The organism is Virgibacillus alimentarius (assembly GCF_017874635.1).
Lineage (GTDB): Bacteria > Bacillota > Bacilli > Bacillales > Amphibacillaceae > Virgibacillus_B > Virgibacillus_B alimentarius.
On the sequence record NZ_JAGIKX010000007.1, the window covers coordinates 42,359 to 64,010 of the forward strand.

The window sequence follows — 21,652 nt, forward strand, 5'->3', positions numbered from 1 at the left end:
AGAATGAAGTTTTAAGAAAGTATAGGTGAAAAAAATGGATAAAAATACAAATCAAAGTAAATTAGAAATTAAAGCAAGAGAATGGTTAACCGAGCGTGGTGTCACATTAGATCACATTGCGGAGTTAGTATATTATTTACAATCAAAATATCATGAGGATTTAACAATGGAAGAATGTTTGCATAATGTAGACCGTGTTTTAACGAAAAGAGAAGTCCAAAATGCTATATTAACCGGTATTCAACTGGATATGCTAACAGAACAAAATAAGTTGGATCAACCGCTTCAGAAAACAATTGAATTAGATGAAAGCTTATATGGAATTGATGAAATTATTGCCTTTTCGATCGTTAATGTTTACGGTTCGATAGGGTTTACAAATTATGGATATATTGATAAACAAAAACCAGGAATTTTAAAACATTTAAATGACAAAACAACGGGCGAAGTCCATACATTTCTCGATGACATTGTAGGAGCAATTGCAGCTGCAGCTTCAAGCAGATTAGCTCATTCATTTGCAGATGATCAATTATTAGATGATTAATGTGTTAAAACCATTTTTTATCATTAAACCTTTATAATAAAACATTTGAAAGCTGAAAACGTGCAAGACGTGTTCAGCTTTCAAATATGATCTATCCATTCACTTAAATTTTTCACATGATAATTCGGCTTTTTATCAAAACTTGAATATTCATGATATGGAGTTACACCAGTGAAAACCATTAACGTATCTATCCCTGAATTTATGCCAGCTAATATATCTGTATCATAATTATCCCCTACCATTACGATATCTTGTTTGGCTACACCTAATTCAGATATAGCTTCGTTCATTATGATTGTCTCCGGCTTCCCTATATAAATGGGGTGTTTACCTGTACTAACTTCAATTACCGATGTGATTGCTCCATTTCCCGGGAGAAGTCCATGTTCTGTAGGTATTGACACATCCCTATTTGTAGAAATAAATTCTGCTCCAGCACGGATTGCTATACATGCTTCTGCGATTTTTTTATACGTAACACCCCGATCAAGTCCAACTACAACGTAATCACTTCCATATGCTTCTTCCGAAATTGTTAGACCCTCTTGCTGTAAGGCTTTGTACAATCCCTCCTCGCCAATTACGAAGCAATTTGCATCTGATTTTTGATGTTTAATAAACTTTGCTGTAGCTAAACTTGATGTAATTACATGTCTAGACGTCGACGTGATATTCATTTGATTTAACCTATCAGAAACATTTTCTGGTGTACTTGTTGAATTATTGGTTAAAAACAAATAAGGAATGTTTTTTTTATTTAATGCGTTAATAAAATCTGCTGCGGAAGCAATTGGCTCGCTGCCACGATACATTGTTCCATCTAAATCAATTAAATACCCTTTAAATTTTTTCATGTCATGCAACCTTTCCTCAAATAAAAGAGGATGATTCGTTTATCGCAAATCATCTTTGGTTCGTTTTTTTATTGTCCACCTGCAATGTGGATCACCTTTTGTAATCAAAGATCTTGAAAGAACTTCACAATCCGAAAAAAGTTCTTCGAATACACGCTTATCATTTTTACATATCTCATTATACGAATTTGCAATCGAAGCAACTGGACAGTTATAATATATGATTTCATAAGTCCCATCTTCTGATTTTTTCACTTCAGTCATATAACCTTTTTCGTTTTGCATACATGCAATTCTTGAAATTTTTTCATCCAATTTTTTATTTTTTATTTTTTCATGGAAGGAATTTTTTTCTCGCTCCATGCGTTTCGATAATAAGTCTGTTACTGCCTGACTTCCTTGTAAACCTTCCAAATCTTGAAGAAGCTGAAGTGCCAAATTTCCATCTTGGTTAGGGAACGTTTTATGCCCTTTTTCTGTAAGGGAATACGTATAATACGGTCGGCCGATATCCTGTTTATGTGTATGTTTACGAATAAAGCCCTGTTGTTCTAATTTATGAATATGCTTTCTGACTGCTATTTCAGAAATTGTAAAGTGCTTCATGATTTTATTCATTGTAATATCGTGGTCTTTTTTTAAAACATATAATATCTTTTGTTTTGTCGTAAGTTTCATCACTATACATCCCTTAATCATTATTTGTTTGTGAATGCATTTGCCACGCCTAGTTCATTATTCAAATAAGATCTGATGTGTGTACTAAATCTTTCTATAACGGATTTACTTTCTAGCATAATCATTGCTAACTCTTCGTGATCAATAGCTAAATAATCTCTGACTAGTTGTTTACGAAGACGTATAACTTTTTTATAAACGTTTTTATCTTGCTCTGGTAAAACCTCCTCATCAACTAATATGTCGATAATATCTTCATAGCTACCCGGATCACGCATAATGAACCCATCAATCATCATATTTCCTACATCAAGCGTTGATTCAATAAACATATGTGTGATTCGTTCTAAACCTAATTTATCCTTAAAAGATGGAAAGGTTTGTTGATTTAACTCTGCAAGCAACTTTTCCATATATTTTAGTATTTCTTCAATTTTGCTTCGATCAATAAAATACATCTCAGTACCTCCAATACTCTCTCTACACTACTATCATACCATATAATGGCTGTAAATTTTAATGACACCAATAAATGGTACGATTGTTTTTTTTCTTTTTGTATAACATAAAAGTAGAAAGGGATGATACTTTTATGGAAAAAAAAGATGGCAGGGTCTATACTGATTTCTCAAATGTTCGTAGTATGCGAAACGAATTAGTTCCTGAAGAATATCCAGAAGGCTCATTTGGGTCGCCTATCAATGAGGATGAACCAGTGGAGGGAAAGTCTACGCCATGGGAAAAAGGTCAACGTAGACAAAGTGCCTATGTTTATTCTTATAAAGCACTTCATGATGATCTACCTAGACAAACGCCTGGCGCCCACCCCCTTCATGACGAAGAAGGTGAAGTAAAACCAGAAGATGAGGAGCAGTAGAAATGGCTACTGCTCTTGTATTAGCCTATTTTTTTTAATACAAAATAAGCACACCCAAAGTTGCAGTATTCATATAAATAATCGTCCAAAGCTCCAATTCTTGTATCGTAATTTGCTTTCGTATTATTATCGTTATAAAATCCTTTTAATCTGAGTTGATCGTATCCCCAGTCACCAACAATAAAATCATATTTCTTAAGAATTTCGGAATAACGTTCATTTAATACATCTTCTTGAAATCCTTCTTTTACATCTTCTATCAATTGATAATTTATGCCATTGAGTTCAATCAAACTATTCACCTCATTGTTAAAACTTTTCATTTATCATATCACATAATTTGGGGGCAGAGGAATCTTACCAATAATTATTTGCATGAATTTAATCCCATTACAGAAACTAAGTAACGATTTAAATCTGAAGGAGGAAAAGGAATGAAAAGAAAGCTGTTTGCTTTAATTATTTTTGCTATGGCCCTTGTTATATCTGGCTGTGGTAACTTTGATAATTACAGTAAAAGAGATAAAGTAGTTGAAGAATTGGATCCAACCAGAAATCAAGAAAGATCAACAAATCAAAATACAGATAATAAACTAGGATATGTTAGTTATACTAAAGATCAAATGAAAAATGAACCGAAGCAAAACGTGACGATAGATCGTAATAAAATGGCTGATATGATATCGAGAATTATTTTGCAGCATAAAGATTTTGGTGAAGTGGCTACGCTTGTAACTGACGAAGATGTACTCATTGCTTATGAAGCAAACGATCGAATCGATGATGAGGATGCCGCAGACATTGCAAAAAAATCAGCACTTTCAGTAATGCCGCAGTATTTTGATATTCACGTTTCCAATAATGATGGTGGGATAATGAATGATATACGCAGCCTTCATAATTCAAGCACTCAAAATAAAAACTATGACAATTATAAAGATGAAATCATTAAGAAAATGAAGAACTCCCCTCAGGATGATAAAGATAATAATAAAGAATAAGTATTTAAAAAAGGGACTAACATATTTTCTGTTAGTCCTGCTAATTCTAGATCGTGTTTTGGGAGGTGAAACAAATTGATGGTTAAACGAATATATATAATGCTATTTGTTTTATTGGTTTATTCTCTTTTTTCATTTGAAGTTCAAGCTGAGGAAACAAAAAGTGATATATACCAAGATCGCATGGCCCTTTATAAAAAAACAGAAGCATTAACACAAGTACCATGGTATTATATTGCAGCGGTGGATCAATATGAAAGAAACGCTCAAAAAGAATCAGATTCAGATGAGGAAGAAGTCGTATCGATAAAGATAAAACCAAATAAGTGGTTTGGCATTGGCAATAGCACAAAAAATATGGATGAAGAGATTATAACCTTTTTTGCTGGCCATGGTAAGGACGGAAATGGGGATGGAAAAGCTGACCCCAAAGATCCCGAGGATGCACTCTATACGATGGCAAATCTTCTTTTAAAGCACGGGCCAACAGAAGATGATATAAAAATTGGGTTGTGGAACTTTTATAAACGTGATCTTTCCGTTCAAACTATTGTCAGTACAGCAAAGGTATTTAAAAAATTTCAAGATATAAATCTGACTAAACGCGACTTCCCTGTATCAATGGATTACAATTATAGTTACGAAAGTACATGGGGGGATCGCCGAGGATTCGGCGGAGTTCGTATTCATGAAGGAACTGATATTTTTGCTGGATATGGAACCCCTGTAAAATCCACGACGTACGGTGTAGTTGAATTAAAAGGATGGAATTTATATGGTGGCTGGCGGATTGGAATTAGAGATATTAATAATATTTATCATTATTATGGTCATCTAAGTGGGTATAATGATGATATTAAGGTCGGACAAGTAGTTAAACCTGGCGACGAATTAGGCAGAGTAGGATCTACCGGTTATGGTCCTCCTGGAACCTCCGGAAAATTCCCACCGCATCTACACTACGGAATGTACAAAGATAATGGTCAAAATGAATATTCTTTTGATCCTTATCCTTATTTAAACAAATGGGAAAATATGGCTAAATAAAAATAAGATCCTAACCGTTCGTGTTATGATCTCCTTAAGGTTGCAAAATTTTAATTCAAAAACAAGATAGCATGTAAAATCGTAAAGATTTTCACATGCTATCTTTTCATCCAATTTTAATGCTTAACCCTAAGTGGTGGTATTATTTTTATCTTGTTCCCCACCCTTAAGGAGAACTCGTTACTCCTGGTGTAATATTCTTATTTTAATCGTACATTAACTGGACTCTTTCGCATTCTGATCTTTGGATTTTTTCACCGCATTCGTAATGCTTGCAGCTAATCCTCCCCATATAACCACAACACCTATAATCATCACGAAAACTGCACTCCCACTCATTAATTTACCTCCTTCGATTCCGTATCTGCATATGCTTTCTCAGACTTTTTCCACTTTGTTAGAGATATGAGGATACCGATTATAAGTGCAGCAGCTGCCACAAACCAGCCACTATACAATATGAAAGTGTCAGCGTATCCTTCGTAATTTCCATTTTCTGTAGCAAACTCCTTAAGCAAATTTTGTTTAAATAAGCCAAACATCATATATCCTAAAACAAGTGGTGTAATGATAGACAAACTAATCGTCCACCATGAACCTAATCGGATATCAGATATTCCATTCGCATGATCTTTAAATTCTCCAACCTTTCGTAAAACCCAAGCTACCAAAATAACTTCAATAAGCCCGACAAATGCAACACCGAATTGATTAATAAAATAATCTACAGCATCTAAGAATGCCATTCCGCCTTGTGAAGCATATAAAAAAGAAACAACTGCAGCTAAACCTCCACCAAATAACACAGCTTTCGTTCTTGAAATTTTAAATTTATCAACTAATCCGGCCACATATGTTTCGGTAATTGACATTAAAGACGTTAAACCCGCAAGAACTAGTGAAGCAAAAAATAAAAATCCAAAAAGTTCACTAAAAGCCGGAAATTCATTTATAATCTTTGGGAAAACAACAAACGCTAATCCTACTCCACCCGCAACAACATCATCAATAGCTACCCCGGATTGTGTGGCCATAAATCCTAATACCGAGAAAACTCCGATACCTGCCAATAACTCAAAACTTGAATTCCCAAAGCCTGTTATAAAGGCATTATTTGTAATGTCTGACTTCTTCGGCAAATAACTTGAATACGTAATCATAATTGCAAAGGCAATGGATAAACTAAAGAAGATTTGTCCGTATGCTGCTACCCATACATTTGGAGATAAAATCTTACTGAAATCAGGCGCGAAAAATGATTCTAGCCCAACTATTGCACCGGGTAAAGTAACAGCCCGGATTACAATTATAAGAAAAATAACAAGCAATGTTGGTATGAAAATCCGGTTTGCTATCTCGATACCCTTTTTAACACCTCGAAATAGAATTCCCAAGACAAGCAACCATACAATAATTAGAGGAATAAATACTCCTGGAACAAGACTTCCTGTTTGCCCAACATCAACAGTATTCTGTAAATAATCATTGAATAAAAATGATTCCGTGTCTTCTCCCCAACTTAAATTAATGGAAAAAATCGAATAAGATATTGCCCAGGCAATAATAACTGAATAATATGTTGAAATGGTAAAAGCCACTAATACACCCCACCAACCAATCCACTCGGATTTTTTATGCATTTTTCGATAGGTTAAGGGTGCTGATCCACGATATTTATGCCCCATCGTAAACTCCATAATTAAGATGGGAATACCAGCAGTTAACAAAGCAAATAAATAAGGAATAAAAAACGCTCCTCCTCCGTTTTCATATGCAACAGAAGGAAAGCGCCAGATATTTCCTAATCCAACAGCAGAGCCCACAGCAGCTAAAATAAATCCGGCTCTTGTCCCCCATTGTGAGCGATTTTCCATTATAATACCTCTCCCTTCCACAATTATTTTAAATATCTTATTTTTCTGATATTTATGTTTATATTATAGCTTTACTTTTTATACATGTCAAAAATTTTATTTAATAATAAACAATATTCTTAATACATTGACATAATTAAAAGCACCTTTCACAATCCCACTATAAAGGTGCTTTTTAAAGTTATACTTTTTTTAAAGTTGTTTTGGTTAAAAACCGGATAAATATACCAAATGCAATAATTATCACAACTGTTACTATTAATGAAAGTAGTATATAATTCGTTAAACCAATCATTAAATATCCGATACATGCAGCTGCCGCAGCAAGTAATGCATATGGCAATTGCGTTATAACGTGATCAATATGGTTTGCACCAGCTCCAGTTGAAGAAAGAATCGTAGTGTCTGAAATAGGAGTACAATGGTCCCCAAATACTGAACCCGCTAGCACTGCCGCTAGTGAAGGAAGTAATAAATCCATATTTGTTATCACCGCAACTTCTGCTGCAATAGGCAACATGATACCAAAGGTCCCCCATGATGTACCAGTTGCAAGTGCCATGACACCTGCAATAAGGAAAAATAATAACGGTAAAAGCGTTGGACTTAATGAGACAGTTTGCACGATATGTGCTAAATATTCCCCGGTTTTTAATGTGCCTATTACAGAGCCAATCATCCATGCCAGTATTAATATATAAATGGCAGGAATCATTGTTTTAATTCCTTCTAATATTACTTTAAAAACGTTTGCTCTAGGCAGTTTTTGCTGCGTATGAAAGAAAAAAGAAGTACCAACAGCCAAAAGACCACCAATAAATAATGATAAATTAACATCGGTATTAGCAAATATTGTAAATATTGTTATATTACCATCACTGGCTTTTGCACCTGTGATTACCATTGAAGTTACTGTAGTAATAATCAATACACATATAGGTGCTAAAAGATGATAAACTTTTCCTTCCTCGTGAGGATTAAATGTGTTACTGAAATCGCCTGGAACTTTTTTATTTTTCGTATTAAGCAGTTCCCCGGTTTCGATTGCTCGTTTTTCATGTGTTCGCATGGAACCAATATCTAGCTTAAAGGTAGCGACAATAAAAACAAGAATCATTGCAGCCAGTGCATAAAAATTAAGTGGAATCATTTTAATAAATGCTTCAAATGGTTGAAGTGTTGTAATTTCATTAGCAGCGAATAAGCCCCCTAAAATACCTATAATATAAGCTCCCCAACTGGAAATTGGAGAAATTACAGTTACGGGTGCTGATGTAGAGTCAATAAAATAAGCGAGTTTTGCCCTGGAAATTTTATGCCGGTCTGTTAATGGTCTAGCAATTTGCCCAACTGCTAAACTATTAAAATAATCATCAATAAAGATCATTAAACCTAAAACAGCTGTCATTAATTGTGCACCTGTTCTCGTTTTTATCCGTTTTATCATCCACTCTCCAAATGCCCTGCTACCACCTGAGGCAGTTAAAAATGCTGTCATTATGCCTAATAATAACAAAAAACTCAATAATAAAATATTACTGATGTTAACAGATCCATCTGTAATAAATATCTGAAAAAATATAATCCAAATTTCTTTAAGCGTACCACCTATCGAAAAATTATGGATAAGTAATGCGCCTGCGATAATTCCTGCTCCTAACGAAAGTACTACTTTTCTTGTTAATAACACGAGTACAAGCATAATAATTGCAGGAATAATAGAATAAATTGTACCTTCCATCGAAGCTCCCCCATTAATTTTTTAACTTATACATGGAGGAATTAAGCTAAATGAAATATTACTAAGTGCTTTAGTTTCTTTTAGCCGTACAAATGATCGTGTCTTTTTAAAGGTAAACAAAAAAACAATGATAGAAAATAACCTATCATTGTTTTACAATATACGTTATCCTCCATCTCGATCAGTAGTCCTCCATGCACATTACTGCAAACATGACAGTATTCCTCTTATTCAAAGAAATACCAGCTAATAATAAAGATGACCTTCATTACGCTTCGGCAAACAATCCTTTCGTCAATTATCATTGATGTCATACTCCAATTGATTACTGATATCATTTGCACCTCTACCTCACCGATCTGATAAGGTTTAATATAGAATTATGATTACTACTATACTAGATTGTTAATTATCCTGCAAGTCTTTTTTTGGTACTGAAATCGATGGGTCTTTACCGTCTCCCCCATAAAATTCGGGAACATCCCCCATAACCAAATGTTTATCAATTAAAATTTTAGTATCGATGCTAGTAACTTCTGTGGTAAACGGAATAACGATCTGTACTTCAGCTTCAACTATAACATAAAGCGTTACTAATACATTATTAATTCCAAATTCTTCTCTCTGTTCGACGATATCTGTTTGAACATTTCCCACTAGTTCAAGATTAACCGGAATTTTAGGACCCAAGTTGGCAAGAATGGTATTGCCAGTTGCCTGACCGATAGGAATTTCTACAACCGTGGGGTCCCTTTCTACAAGTTCATCCACCGTATCTCCATACATTTCAGGTTCATCCAGTGGATCTTCATAATCAGGGGGTTCACCTCTGTTCATACTGTGAAAAAATTCTTCTACTCTATCCGTTGCGGCTCGATTAATTTTATTAACAACAGATGAGTCCCATCCAATAAATGAAACATTCCCCTCATTATCTGTTGTCGTTTCCGTAAGATCTTCAAAGGTATATTCCTCCGCAAATTTTACAGCAGAATTTATCCCGCGTGTTGCAAATTCTGTTGTTTTCACTTCTGCTACTTCCATCAACGTGGGTTTTATTCCATTGTTAATAATATGCATACTGCCAAACAAAAGAAGGATAAATAATATCAAGGTTACCATAAGAATATTTTTTACTGGAGGTGGTGTTCTTTTCTTTTTTATTCCGAATCTTCGTCTCATATGAAAACCCCCCTTAAAACAAGTTATGCTTTTTAAAAGGAGGATAGAATTATATAAAAAAAGAAAATGCCTTCCTAAAAGGAAGACATCTGTTCTAAGATATTTTAAGCAACGCTTCTTTGCCTGTCATACCAACTTCCCAGCCAAATGATTTTGAAGCATCGGTTATTTTTTCTAATGGGGCATGTAAGAGCTGATCAATTGTTTTAACACCCTTTGCACGGCCAGCGACCACATGACGATCTGATAAAATGGTATTTAACACGTCTACATCTAATGCTGCACACATAATGTAACCAACTTCATTTGTTATAACTAATAAATTTGTTTTTGGTAATTCTACACGAATTGAAGTAAAAATCATACCATCTACCTCTAAAGGATTAACTGTGATCATCCACTTCCCTCCTTCTTGCTTACATAATATATGTATGCAAGAAGCTAGATCGATGTCACGATTATAGTGGGTTATTCATTTTATTTAAGCAAAATTTTGAACCAGTGTATATGCTAGTAAATCGCGAATAAATTCAGGTAAAAAGAACTGTTTTGTTGAAGACTTTGCTATTTCTGGAAGTAATCTTCCAAATGTAAATGTGTCCGCTGTTGCTACTCGATAAATATTGTCTTTAACTAATTCTTCACCTTGAAAAGTAACCTTCTCCACATATTCCTCACCATTAGAACGGGTAAGCGTTTTGACTGTAAGACCTGAAAATATCATCCTGCCAAGTACTTCTCCACGAAAACCAAAACCACGTAATTTTAATTCCGTAAATTCTTTTGTAAAAGAAGCTCGGATTACTTTCAGTAATTCATCACCAGAAAGCTGCACGATACAAGGGTTTATTGGATGCGGACAAATGCGGTGAATGTCCTTAAATGTCACATCACCAGCCCCCAATTGATCCATAAGTAAACCTGCATTTAACATTGCACAATCTGCATTTGTCCAATTTTTTAATGTATCCGTAAGCTTTTGCATGATTTCGGTATGCTGAAACCATTTTACTTCGATTGGATTTTCCATATGTATAATAGGGTCACCGAGGAGTCTATCTGCCTCTTTATTTAAAACCAGCAGTGATTGTTCCGCCTGCAAGTCATTAGAATAATGCGTAATATCTGTTGCATATGCTTCTTTATTAACAAGTTTATTTAAATCGTGATCCCATGTGAGAATAACTTCCCCTACAAAGGAACAATGCTTTCCCGCTGCCGTAATAATTGTATTGTTGATCTCCTCTCCCCTACGTAATAAATGATGTGTATGACCGCCAATGATAACGTCGATAGCACTAAAACGTCTGGCAATTTCCTGATCTTCATTAAGTCCTAAATGAGATAATAAAATAATAATATCAGAAACTTGTTCTAACTCATTTATATATTTCTCTAGCGTATGAAAAGGTGCTTCCACATGCCAGTCAAGTAAGTTATAAAACGCATTAAATGGGGCGGTAAGACCAATCACTCCTATTTTAACGCCTTTAACAGATTGAAGATGTACCGTTGGCTGAAGCCATTCAGGTTCCAACGAGCGCATACTTTTTAAATTACTACATACCACCTGAAAGTTCGCCTTATCATATAAATGGAATAAGTCCTCATGAGCAAGCGTAATCCCCTCATTATTTCCAAGGGTCACGATATCATAACCTGCATCGTTCATTAGCTGAACATTCGCTTTTCCTTTGAATGCTTCAGCTATTGGATGCACTCTATCCAAGTGGTCCCCTATATCAATTATCCAGCAAGATTGGTGTTCTGCCTCTCTTTTTGCTTTCTCATTCTTAAAATAACCAGCCACACGAGGCCACTGTTTAAAATTACTATGTAAATCATTCGTATAATACATATATATTCTTTCTTTCATTTCCATGCTCCTTAAGCTAATCCTTCTATAATTAATCGCAATCCAATAAGTACCAATATTATCCGAAGTATCCACTCTAATGCTTTACTGTTTAAAGATTGGTTAACTCTAGCACCGATCTTGCCACCTATCCAAGCTCCAGGAATAAATAATAAAGTATACTCCCAAACAATATGACCAAGCATGATATGTGTACCTGCGCTCATTATACTTATGAATAAAATCATAAACATGGACGTAGCAGTAGCTATATGTGTAGGTACTCCAAAAAAAAGGATCATTACTGGAACCATTATGGATCCCCCGCCAATACCAAACATACCTGATAATATTCCAACACCTAATGAAATATAAAAGGCTGTCCATACCGAAATACGGTAGTGATATATTTCACCATCAACTTTAAACGTTCTTATAGAATTATCCTGTTTTGTATTTCCTAAAGATCGCGGTTCTCGTTTTATTAAAAATAGAAAAGATATGATTACCATGATAAATCCAAAATACAGCGAAAAGTCATTGGCATCGATGTATTGGTTTAACCATGCACCTATAATACTGCCTGGAATACTCCCTGATAAAAAGTATAAGCCTGTCTTATAATCAACCCGCCCTTTTCTAAAGTAAGAAATAGTTGATGATAGCGCAGTAAAAACCATAACAATGAGAGATATCCCCACTATCATTTGAGGGGAGGCCCATGCAAAGTCATGAACATATTGGCTTAAGAGCAGCATAGTTGGAATTAAAACTACTCCGCCTCCTAAACCAAGCAAACTCCCAATGAATGCTGTCATTATTCCTATAATTAAACAAATGATATAAATCAAGCATATCCCTTCTAACTTTTACTTTCTACAATGCTATTTATTTATCTTAGCACTGATTGCAAGCAGAAACAAAGAACACCACTTATACAGTTGCCAAAGACAGTATTAAAATTACCTATTGTTTTCATAGGAATAAGTAATTATAAATCTTTATTTTGATCATCACCATTTGCCAGGTCCATTAAATTTCTTCTCTCTTTGTAATTTTCATACAAGCAAAAAATAAACGAAGGTGAAGTACCCTTCGTTTATTTTAAATATTTATTAATTAAACCAACGTTCCGTGACCACTTTCTTTCGTGTATAGAATTGAACACCATCTTTGCCATTCGTTCCTAAATCACCAAAGAAAGAGGCTTTATTTCCAGCAAAAGCAAAGAATGCCATAGGAGCTGGTACATTTACATTCACACCGACCATACCTGCATCAATTTGATTACGGAATTGTTGCGCACTTTTACCACTTGATGTATAAATAACTGCACCATTTGCAAACTTTGATTCATTTGTCAGTTTTATACCTTCTTCTAAATCTTTTACCCTTACAACACTTAGAACAGGTGCAAAAATTTCCTCCTGCCATATTTTCATATCAGTATTCACTTCATCGAATATAGTTGCCCCCACATAGTATCCTTCTGGAACACTGTCTTCTATTTTTCTGCCATCAACTAGTAGTTTTGCTCCCTCTGCAACACCACTATCAATATAGCCGAGGACACGGTCTTTATGAGAGTCGCGAATTAACGGGCCTATAAAATTATTCTCATCCAGGCCATCACCGACTTTTAATTTTTTCGTTTCGGCAACAAGTTTTTCGATAAATTCATCCGCTACATCATCAACTACTGCCACAACAGAACAAGCCATACAACGCTCCCCACTGCTTCCAAACGCAGCACCAATAACCCCTTCAATTGTTTTTTCCATATCACAATCTGACATCACTACAGCATGGTTTTTAGCGCCTGCTAAAGCTTGGACTCTTTTACCGTTAGCTGTTCCTGTTTGATAAACATGTTTTGCAACAGGTTCTGAGCCTACGAAGGAAATTGCTTCAATCGCTGGATTTTCAAGTATACTATTAACGACATCTTTCCCACCATGAACTAAGTTAAGAACGCCTTTTGGGAACCCTGATTGATAAAATAACTCTACTAATCGTTCGGCTAAAATTGGCGTTCGTTCAGAAGTTTTCAGAACAAAGGTGTTGCCGCACGCTATCGCTAATGGATACATCCACAAAGGAACCATCATCGGGAAATTAAACGGCGTAATACCTGCAACAACTCCGATAGGATAACGCCAAATTGACCCATCAATACCAGTAGCTATCTCCGGCAATGCATCTCCCATCATTAAATTTGGCGTTGATGTAGCTAGTTCGACAACTTCAATACCACGTTGAACCTCACCACGTGCATCTTTTAATGATTTTCCGTTTTCTAACGTAATTATTTTTGCAAGTTCTTCCTTATTTTCCTCTAACAGCTGCAAATATTTGAAAACATACCGTGCCCGATTTGGAACAGATACTTGCGACCATTCCACATATGCTTCCTTAGCCGCTTCAACTGCTTTTTCAACATCTTCACTTCCTGATATAGGAACTTCCGCAATAATTTCTCCTGTTGCAGGATTAGGAATAGACTCCATTTTTTCAGTAGTTGCCGATACCCACTTATTTCCAATGAAATTCTTCATTTCTTGAACTGTAGTTTTTGTCATAGTAATCCCTCGCTTTTTATACTTGATTGATCTTTAACTCTCTCATAAAGTGCTGCCATATCTTTGTTTCCATATCCGTCATCAACAGCTTTTCCGTATAGTTCTAATAATTCTTCACTAATTGGTAATGCCAACTGATGTTTATTTGCTAAGTCTATCGCAAAATTTAAATCCTTTAATAATAAATTTAATGTAAAACCGGCTTCATAGTCTGATTTAGCAATATAATTATTATAGTTTCGATCGTAAATTCGGCTTTGTCCGTAACTAACATTTAGCATATCAAATAAACTATCTAAATCAATATTCTGTTTATTTGCAATGTGTAAGGCTTCTGCCACGCCTGCCGTATAAAAACCAATTAATAAATTATTGATTAACTTAACGGTTGTTCCACTATCAATTCGTTCACCGACATGAAAGATATTTTTTCCAAGTCTCTCAAGAATAGGTGAAACTTCATCAAAAACTTCCTTTGGTCCACCAACCATAAATGTAAGTGTTCGATTTTTAGAACCGATAACCCCACCGCTCACGGGAGACGCAAGATATTTTACATTAAATTTGTCAGCTGTATTTTTTAGCTTGTGATTTAAGTCAGGTGAAACAGTACTCGTGTCTATTAATACCGTACCTGTATGTTTGTTTAATATCCCCCCCTCTCCAAAATAGATTTTTTCCACTACTTTTTCCGATGGCAAGCTCGTGAATAAAACATCACATTGCAGCGTTAGCAAATTAGGGAATGAAACCGGCTTTCCACCTAATGAAACAAATTTTTTTAAAGATGTTTCATCTATATCAAAGCCGCTTACTTCAAATCCATCATTTAATAGATTTTCAACCATCGGCATCCCCATATTGCCTAAGCCTATAAAACCTATATGTTTCATCCTTCTCCCTCCAATTTTTATAGGTGATAACGGTCCTGCTGTATGATATGTTTGGCTATTTTTCTTTTCTTTGATATGGAATCAGTATATTGTGGTACATGAATTTCAGATAAATGATATCTGAAATTTCCTAACTCACTTTCGCTATTGAAAATTCTGCCACTTATTTTTATAGCTTTCTGCATTACTTTTTGATAAGTTTCTTCACATATAATATCCGTCATTAATTGCTGTATCTCTTTATTTGATGCATCATTTAACCTAATTAAACATGTCTTCATCACATACATCTCTTTGATGATATCAGCGAGTAGTCGTAAAATCTCTTGTTCTTCTTCTAAATCGTTTAAGCTCACATTCTCGCTATCAGAAAGCGCTTCCATTAATGATTCGAGAATACCTTGTGTCCCTCGATAATACTGCTCATTATGTGCTTCATTAGGGAACAATTTGTCAGGAGAAACGATAGAATTATTTTTCCCGTATAATTTTATAAGGTTTCGGCTAATTGTAAGTCGATTAATTTCATTTGTACCTTCAAAAATTCGATTAATTCGTGCATCACGATACATTCTTTCGATCGCGTATTCTTCCATAAAACCGTATCCGCCATGAATTTGTAATGATTCATCTACAACAAAATCAAGCACTTCCGAGGCTTCTACTTTATTAATCCCACAATCAATTGCATAAGCTGGCAGCTTAGAAAGTATATTGAGATCATCCAGTTGTTCATTATCAATTAGATGAGCTGTATAATATGCGGAACTTTCCACCCGGTAAATAGCAAGTGCCATATTTGCAATTTTTTCTTGTATCATTGAAAATTGAACAAGCTCATTTTTAAATTGCTTTCTCTCTTTTCCATATTTAACTGCTATTTCAAGCGCCTGCTTAGCCGAGCCAATATTGGCAAAAGAAAGCTTTAGGCGGGCTAAGTTTAGTATATTTAGAGCGATATAATGTCCCTTTCCCAGTTCCCCCAGAATATTTTCTTTTGGTACATTAACATCTTCTAAAATTAGCGTAGCGGTTGAAGATCCTCTAATTCCTAATTTTTGTTCTTCTGGTCCTATCGAAACTCCCGGCATATCTCTTTCAACGATAAAAGCTGTCATCCCCTCTTCTGTCCGAGCAAAGACAACATATATGTTTGCAACATGTGCATTCGTAATCCATTGCTTTTCACCGTTTAATAGATACGTCGAACCTTCATCGGAAGGTTTTGCAGTAGTTTTCGCGGATAAAGCGTCAGATCCGGCGTTCGGTTCCGTTAGCGCGTATGCTCCTATCCATTCCCCAGAAGCTAATTTTGGGATATATTTTTCTTTTTGTTCCGTTGTCCCAAAGTATACATAAGGTAAAATTCCAACTCCAGTGTGAATATTAAAAGAAACACTAAAACTGCTTGCATACCCCATTTTTTCAGCAATAAGTCCAGAAATTTTCTTACCTAACTGCAAGCCACCAAAGGCATCCGGGATATCTGCCCCTAAAAGACCAAGTTCGCCTGCTTCTTTAAATAAACTTTTAGTCACATCATAATCATACGCTTCCATAGCATCTAGTTGCGGGAGAACTTTCTCATCAACGAACTGCTCTACGGTTTGTTTTATTAATATTTCTTCTTCATTAAATTGATCAGGACTATATTCTTCTATATTGGAGGTGTTGTATGGAAAAATAAACATTCTTTCATTTTCTGCACTTGTTTTGCTCACTGAAGTAACACTCCTTTCAAAATTATTTTTGATCAATCTAATACATGCATTTTTTATGCCAACAATTATAGGACGGATAATATCGCTACAGGCTTCTTTTGGACAAAACATGAGGCCATTGCTCTGTGTCAATATTGTCTAAATGTTTAGACAGTAATCTAATTGATTTTGAATCGAGTGAGTTTATTATATAGAGTTGCTCTAGAAATATTTAGTATTTTAGCAGCTTGTGATTTATTTCCATCCGTTTTTTCAAGAGCTGATAAAATTGCTTGTTTTTCCTCTTTGCTCATTTGTTCTTCCATATTTTCAAAACGACGCTGTTGATCAAAAATCAATTTCGGAGTTTTCATTTCATTTTCAGGGAAAAGGATATTCGAGAATTCATTATTAATAATATGTTGATCCTCCGATAATACGAATAGTCTTTCTAAGACATTCGTCAATTCACGTACATTTCCAGGCCAATCATATTGATTAAATTTGCTTAATAACTTTTTATCAATTGTCTTCTCTTCCATATGGTACTTCTTTGATAACTCTTGAAGCTTATGAGCGACAATTGGCGGGATATCCTCTCTACGTATTCGTAGTGGTGGAATGTGGATTGGTATTACATATAGCCGATAAAATAGATCTTCTCGGAAATCCCCTTCTTTCACCATTTGTTTTAGATTTTTATTTGTGGCTGCAATAATTCTTATATCTACTGGTATGCCATCGTGTGCTCCGATTCGATACACTTTTCTTTCCTGTAACACTCTCAATATTTTTGCTTGAATGTTTAAGGGCATTTCACCAATTTCATCTAAAAATAAAGTTCCACCATCAGCTAATTCAAACTTCCCTATTTTACCGCCGGGTTTCGCTCCAGTAAAGGTTCCTTCCTCGTAGCCAAATAATTCGGATTCAATTAAATTTTCTGGAATCGAAGCGCAATTGACGCTAACAAATTTCCCTTCTGCAGTGACACCCATATCGTGAATTGCATTAGCGAATTGTTCTTTACCTACACCACTTTCTCCACTAATGAATACTGTTGCCTTTGTCTTGCTTGCTTTTATTGCAAGTTTTTTCGTTTGAGATATAACTTGACTGTCACCTAATATATCTTCAAAACGAACTTTATCTTTCATGGAGACTTTTAATTTTGAGTCCAATTTTTGTTTTACATATTGCATGCCACGATCTAACTGCTCCATTCGTTCGATGACTTGATATATTTCAGAAACTCCCTCATATACAAGCATTCCTACCGCACCAACAACTTCATTATTTTTCCAAATTGGTAATCGATGGACAACTAGATTATGCCCTTGCAGCCGGTGCGCCTGACTCCTTTCTGGCACTCCTGTTTGTAAAACAACAGGCAATCGCGTACCATCAATTACCGTATCGGCTGGTCTTCCCACTGCTTCTTTTTGTGAAACACCGACATAACGACTATATGCTTCGTTAAATATTTGAATTACACCCTGTTTATCGACAACAGCAAGCCCTTCATATGCAGTATTAAAACTGAGCTCATACCATTTAATCGTTTCTTCTAACGACTTTATCTTTTCATTTTGCTGTGTACAAAAAGAATGTCTTGCCGATTCATCAACCACACCAATTAGGTTCTGAGTCTCATCCGTAACATAGGTTGGTGTTTCTGCAATCTTAAACATTGACTCATTCTCTGAAACTGTTCGATAAGTCTCACTCATCCATTTGGTGACAACATCTGTTTGCTTGAACGCAGCATTTTGTAATGCTTGTATATAATTTTTAAGATGAAAAACACCGATTATTTTTTCGTCTTTTGTTACTGGCACTTCATTTATATCTTTTTGCGCCAATAACTTTAAGGCGTCATTAACTTCTGTTCTTTCGTCAATTATTATAGTATTTTTCTTCATCCAAAATTGTACAACCAAACTATGAGCATGCATGTTTTGTCACCTTTCATTTTAAAAGTATTCAGGAGTAGCTTCTTAACTTTACTGTTGTTTATAAAGTTAAGAAGCAAATTTTACAAGTAAGAAAAAGTTATACAAAGAAAGATTTTACGAGTTCACCTGAAACATCTGAAAGTTGCTTATATTGATACTTTGGATTTTGGCCTTTATCAATAATTACCGAACGAACACCTTCATAAAAATCAGCATGATTCAAAAAGTTTTTCACAATGCGTTTATCTGTCTCTAAACATGTCTTAAATGATTGCCCTTCTCCTTTTATTAGCTGTGCCAAAGTTACTTTTAGGGATGTAGGTGATTTTTCTAAAATTGTGTTTTTTGTATTTACACTGAATTCATCCGTACTATTCGTTAATGATTCTATAATCGTTTCAACCGATTCATGTCTAAAATGTTCATCAATCATAGACCGCAAGTTTGCTAAATTACTCTTTTCTTGATTAATTGGCTCTGCATACTCCTGTATTATCTTATCGAGATGATCATAGATTTTCTCTACTTGACAATCAGCTTGTAATAAAGTCTCCTTAAATTGAGGAAGACGATCGCTCGGTATGTAATGTTGTACGGCATTACTATAGACAATATCTTCACCACGGATTATTTCTGATGTTAAAGCTAAATATCGACCTATATATCCAGGGGCTTGATTTAAAAAATAAGCTGCTCCTACATCAGGGAAGAAGCCAATGTTCATTTCCGGCATTGCCCATTTTGTTTTTTCTGTAATGATACGATGGCTTGCACCGTAGGACAAACCTACTCCGCCCCCCATTACAATACCGTCTAAAATAGCTACAATGGGTTTATTAAATTCTGAAACTAGCAAATCAACTTCATATTCAATATCAAAAAATTCAAGGGCTTCTTTCATATTTTCATCGCTATCTTTTGCAGCATATAGTTTTTTTATATCTCCACCAGCACAAAAACCTTTTTCTCCGGATCCACTCAACAGGACTGCTGACACACGAGTATCATCTTGCCAAGCCAAAATTTTTTCTTTCATTTTTAATAACATACTAGTGTTCAATGAATTAAGTGCTTTAGGACGATTTAAAATTATTTCTGCAATACCGTTGTCATGAATTTTAAACAATACATCTTCCAATACTCTCTCTCCTTCTATGAATGTTTAAAGTTTGGTGAACGTTTTTCACTGAATGCTTCGACACCTTCTTTTGCATCATGCGTTAAAAACAATTCAGCAAATAGTTCTCTTTCTCGTTTTAAACCTGAATCTATTGTTTCGTTATTACCTTTAACAATTGCTTGGACTGTACGGCTAATAGCTTGCATACTTTTGTTTTTAATATAGGAATTCGCAATTGCCCCCGCTCTGAACATAAGTTCATCCTTCGAAACTACTTCCTTCACAATTCCATATGATACTGCCTCTTTAGCGGATAATTGTTTACCTGATAATATTAAATCTACAGCTGTTGATACACCAGTTAGTCGACTTAATCTTTGTGTTCCGCCAAAAGTAGGAATCAAACCAAGATTTAATTCTGGAAGCCCAAGAATAGCCTCATCTGAAGCAATTCGAATGTGGCATCCCATAGCAAGTTCTAATCCTCCTCCAAGGGCTGGTCCGTTAATCGCTGCAATTACAGGCTTTCTCATCGATTCTATTTCATCACACAATGCTTGACCGGCTTTAGCCATTTCTAATCCTCTTTGATCGTTCCCCATTGCAGGAATAAACTCTTTTATGTCTGCACCTGCAACAAAAAAGCGACCATGACCTGTGATTATCACAGCAAAAACATCCTCATTGTTATCTAATTCCGCAATAACTTCACGCAATTCATTGATACACGCGGAAGATAATGCGTTAGCTGGCGGTGCATTTATTTCTAAAATAGCCAATGATCCTTCATAGGTTAAATTTGTATATTTATTATCCATTCCATTTGCCTCCTTTAACGATCTATACAGATATCAATGCAACTTTTATGCCAGCCTATTATGACAGCGTTTCCAATTAATTATTAGCAAAATAGTGTATAATTGTATAGGCAATTATACACTATTTAGACATAAAAACCAAAAGTGTCTAAGATAATTAATAAATAGTAGACGAATCACTTGAACGAAAACTATTTATAAAAAGTTGAATCAAATAAATTCAAATAGACAAAAATGTATGTGCAAAAGTGTTTACGATTTAATACCCAAAAGAATAAGCTTACCGATTACGATAAGCCCGATGCATGAAAACGGATAACTAAAAAAATAAAAATTGCCATCGTATTTGGCATCATATTTATAACAACCGATTTAATATTCAGTAATACTTTTTCCAATTTGCATTTAAACCACTAACAACCCAATAGATTTTCAAAACGTGTATATTCGCCGGAAATCATGAATTGTTATATGTTTGCGAAATCTCCTTCTTTGCAATAATTTCATTTGCTGCTTCGAGCCTTTTATGTTCATCAACTGAGTCCCCCGCAAACTTATTCTGCATAGGTAAAGGTTTATTGGCTTTTAGCTCATTGTGAACGTTTATTTGCTCTTCCTCATTTGCCTTTGTTGGAAACTGAGATTTCTTGTTTGATTGTTCCTTCATTTTTTTCACCTCATTATAGTGTTTGTGTAGCAAACCCTTTTATACTAAAAATTCCTGCAAATTCTTGTCCCTTTTAATTCTTACACTTAATGCGAATTGACCTATTTATCAAATAAAAGGAAGGGAATTGTCTACAAACGATTTAAGAGCAACCAAGGAAAGATGATATCAATTTTATGATCTTATTGAAAGGCTTCGATTATGAATTACATAATCGTTATATGGAAAGAATTAATAATCAAACAAGGCTCGGAACGCATA

General features: G+C 35.0%; 22 protein-coding genes and 1 riboswitch. Of the genes, 4 read left to right on the plus strand and 18 right to left on the minus strand.

What is annotated here, in order from left to right; all coding sequences use genetic code 11:
- Nucleotides 1-34: 34 nt before the first annotated feature.
- Complete coding sequence (locus J2Z81_RS06265) at nucleotides 35-547, plus strand: phosphatidylglycerophosphatase A family protein (RefSeq protein WP_029269937.1); 513 nt, start codon at nucleotides 35-37, stop codon at nucleotides 545-547.
- An 80-nt stretch (nucleotides 548-627) separates the two neighbouring features.
- Here J2Z81_RS06265 and J2Z81_RS06270 read toward each other — a convergent pair whose 3' ends face one another.
- Genes J2Z81_RS06270 through J2Z81_RS06280 form a run of 3 tightly spaced genes read right to left on the minus strand, consistent with a single transcriptional unit; the run spans nucleotide 628 to nucleotide 2,540 of the window.
- The gene (locus tag J2Z81_RS06270) at nucleotides 628-1,404 is read right to left on the minus strand and encodes a TIGR01457 family HAD-type hydrolase (RefSeq protein WP_226370932.1); all 777 of its coding nucleotides are present in this window, start codon (nucleotides 1,402-1,404) and stop codon (nucleotides 628-630) included.
- 39 nt (nucleotides 1,405-1,443) lie between these two features.
- The gene (locus tag J2Z81_RS06275) at nucleotides 1,444-2,082 is read right to left on the minus strand and encodes a helix-turn-helix transcriptional regulator (protein ID WP_029269939.1); all 639 of its coding nucleotides are present in this window, start codon (nucleotides 2,080-2,082) and stop codon (nucleotides 1,444-1,446) included.
- Between the two features lie 20 nt (nucleotides 2,083-2,102).
- Nucleotides 2,103-2,540, minus strand: a complete 438-nt coding sequence (locus J2Z81_RS06280) for a DUF86 domain-containing protein (protein ID WP_029269941.1) — start codon at nucleotides 2,538-2,540, stop codon at nucleotides 2,103-2,105.
- Between the two features lie 134 nt (nucleotides 2,541-2,674).
- Between J2Z81_RS06280 and J2Z81_RS06285 the strand changes: the two genes are divergently transcribed.
- Nucleotides 2,675-2,959, plus strand: a complete 285-nt coding sequence (locus J2Z81_RS06285) for a hypothetical protein (RefSeq protein WP_029269943.1) — start codon at nucleotides 2,675-2,677, stop codon at nucleotides 2,957-2,959.
- Between the two features lie 20 nt (nucleotides 2,960-2,979).
- On the opposite strand, the gene J2Z81_RS06290 is transcribed toward J2Z81_RS06285, so the two are convergent.
- Nucleotides 2,980-3,252, minus strand: a complete 273-nt coding sequence (locus J2Z81_RS06290) for a YutD family protein (protein WP_029269945.1) — start codon at nucleotides 3,250-3,252, stop codon at nucleotides 2,980-2,982.
- Between the two features lie 141 nt (nucleotides 3,253-3,393).
- On the opposite strand from J2Z81_RS06290, the gene J2Z81_RS06295 reads away from it, so the two are divergent.
- Entirely contained in the window at nucleotides 3,394-3,960 is a 567-nt protein-coding gene (locus J2Z81_RS06295) for a YhcN/YlaJ family sporulation lipoprotein (RefSeq protein ID WP_029269947.1), read from the plus strand.
- A gap of 78 nt (nucleotides 3,961-4,038) precedes the next feature.
- Complete coding sequence (locus tag J2Z81_RS06300) at nucleotides 4,039-5,007, plus strand: M23 family metallopeptidase (RefSeq protein WP_226981264.1); 969 nt, start codon at nucleotides 4,039-4,041, stop codon at nucleotides 5,005-5,007.
- 216 nt (nucleotides 5,008-5,223) lie between these two features.
- On the opposite strand, the gene J2Z81_RS06305 is transcribed toward J2Z81_RS06300, so the two are convergent.
- The 14 genes from J2Z81_RS06305 to J2Z81_RS06370 all read right to left on the minus strand — a co-directional run bounded on the left by J2Z81_RS06305 (nucleotide 5,224) and on the right by J2Z81_RS06370 (nucleotide 21,391).
- Nucleotides 5,224-5,346, minus strand: a complete 123-nt coding sequence (locus tag J2Z81_RS06305) for a methionine/alanine import family NSS transporter small subunit (protein ID WP_156947727.1) — start codon at nucleotides 5,344-5,346, stop codon at nucleotides 5,224-5,226.
- Nucleotides 5,346-6,881, minus strand: a complete 1,536-nt coding sequence (locus tag J2Z81_RS06310; protein WP_029269700.1) for a sodium-dependent transporter — start codon at nucleotides 6,879-6,881, stop codon at nucleotides 5,346-5,348. The genes J2Z81_RS06305 and J2Z81_RS06310 overlap by 1 nt, the downstream gene beginning before the upstream one ends.
- A gap of 181 nt (nucleotides 6,882-7,062) precedes the next feature.
- Entirely contained in the window at nucleotides 7,063-8,622 is a 1,560-nt protein-coding gene (locus tag J2Z81_RS06315) for a Na+/H+ antiporter NhaC family protein (RefSeq protein ID WP_029269698.1), read from the minus strand.
- Nucleotides 8,623-8,799: 177 nt separating this feature from the next.
- Nucleotides 8,800-8,979: riboswitch (Lysine riboswitch) on the minus strand.
- Between the two features lie 48 nt (nucleotides 8,980-9,027).
- Nucleotides 9,028-9,804, minus strand: a complete 777-nt coding sequence (yunB, locus tag J2Z81_RS06320) for a sporulation protein YunB (protein WP_029269696.1) — start codon at nucleotides 9,802-9,804, stop codon at nucleotides 9,028-9,030.
- 94 nt (nucleotides 9,805-9,898) lie between these two features.
- Nucleotides 9,899-10,201, minus strand: a complete 303-nt coding sequence (locus J2Z81_RS06325; RefSeq protein ID WP_029269694.1) for a YunC family protein — start codon at nucleotides 10,199-10,201, stop codon at nucleotides 9,899-9,901.
- An 84-nt stretch (nucleotides 10,202-10,285) separates the two neighbouring features.
- On the minus strand, nucleotides 10,286-11,680 hold the full coding sequence (locus J2Z81_RS06330) for a bifunctional metallophosphatase/5'-nucleotidase (RefSeq protein ID WP_226370933.1): 1,395 nt from the start codon (nucleotides 11,678-11,680) through the stop codon (nucleotides 10,286-10,288).
- Between the two features lie 11 nt (nucleotides 11,681-11,691).
- Nucleotides 11,692-12,510, minus strand: a complete 819-nt coding sequence (locus J2Z81_RS06335; protein ID WP_029269682.1) for a sulfite exporter TauE/SafE family protein — start codon at nucleotides 12,508-12,510, stop codon at nucleotides 11,692-11,694.
- A 264-nt stretch (nucleotides 12,511-12,774) separates the two neighbouring features.
- Nucleotides 12,775-14,238, minus strand: coding sequence for a CoA-acylating methylmalonate-semialdehyde dehydrogenase (locus tag J2Z81_RS06340; RefSeq protein WP_226370934.1), 1,464 nt, complete (start codon nucleotides 14,236-14,238; stop codon nucleotides 12,775-12,777).
- The gene (locus tag J2Z81_RS06345; RefSeq protein ID WP_029268749.1) at nucleotides 14,235-15,131 is read right to left on the minus strand and encodes an NAD(P)-dependent oxidoreductase; all 897 of its coding nucleotides are present in this window, start codon (nucleotides 15,129-15,131) and stop codon (nucleotides 14,235-14,237) included. Before J2Z81_RS06345 ends, J2Z81_RS06340 begins: the two co-directional genes overlap by 4 nt.
- 17 nt (nucleotides 15,132-15,148) lie before the next feature.
- Nucleotides 15,149-16,852, minus strand: a complete 1,704-nt coding sequence (locus tag J2Z81_RS06350) for an acyl-CoA dehydrogenase family protein (RefSeq protein ID WP_226374356.1) — start codon at nucleotides 16,850-16,852, stop codon at nucleotides 15,149-15,151.
- Between the two features lie 158 nt (nucleotides 16,853-17,010).
- Nucleotides 17,011-18,786: a sigma-54-dependent Fis family transcriptional regulator gene (locus J2Z81_RS06355; RefSeq protein ID WP_226370935.1), complete on the minus strand. Its 1,776-nt coding sequence runs from the start codon at nucleotides 18,784-18,786 to the stop codon at nucleotides 17,011-17,013.
- Nucleotides 18,787-18,883: 97 nt separating this feature from the next.
- Nucleotides 18,884-19,924 (minus strand): enoyl-CoA hydratase/isomerase family protein, encoded by a 1,041-nt coding sequence (locus J2Z81_RS06360; RefSeq protein ID WP_226981265.1) that lies wholly within the window; start codon nucleotides 19,922-19,924, stop codon nucleotides 18,884-18,886.
- A gap of 14 nt (nucleotides 19,925-19,938) precedes the next feature.
- Nucleotides 19,939-20,724: an enoyl-CoA hydratase-related protein gene (locus J2Z81_RS06365; protein WP_226370936.1), complete on the minus strand. Its 786-nt coding sequence runs from the start codon at nucleotides 20,722-20,724 to the stop codon at nucleotides 19,939-19,941.
- 457 nt (nucleotides 20,725-21,181) lie between these two features.
- Nucleotides 21,182-21,391, minus strand: a complete 210-nt coding sequence (locus J2Z81_RS06370; protein ID WP_029268758.1) for a hypothetical protein — start codon at nucleotides 21,389-21,391, stop codon at nucleotides 21,182-21,184.
- Nucleotides 21,392-21,652 lie beyond the last annotated feature (261 nt).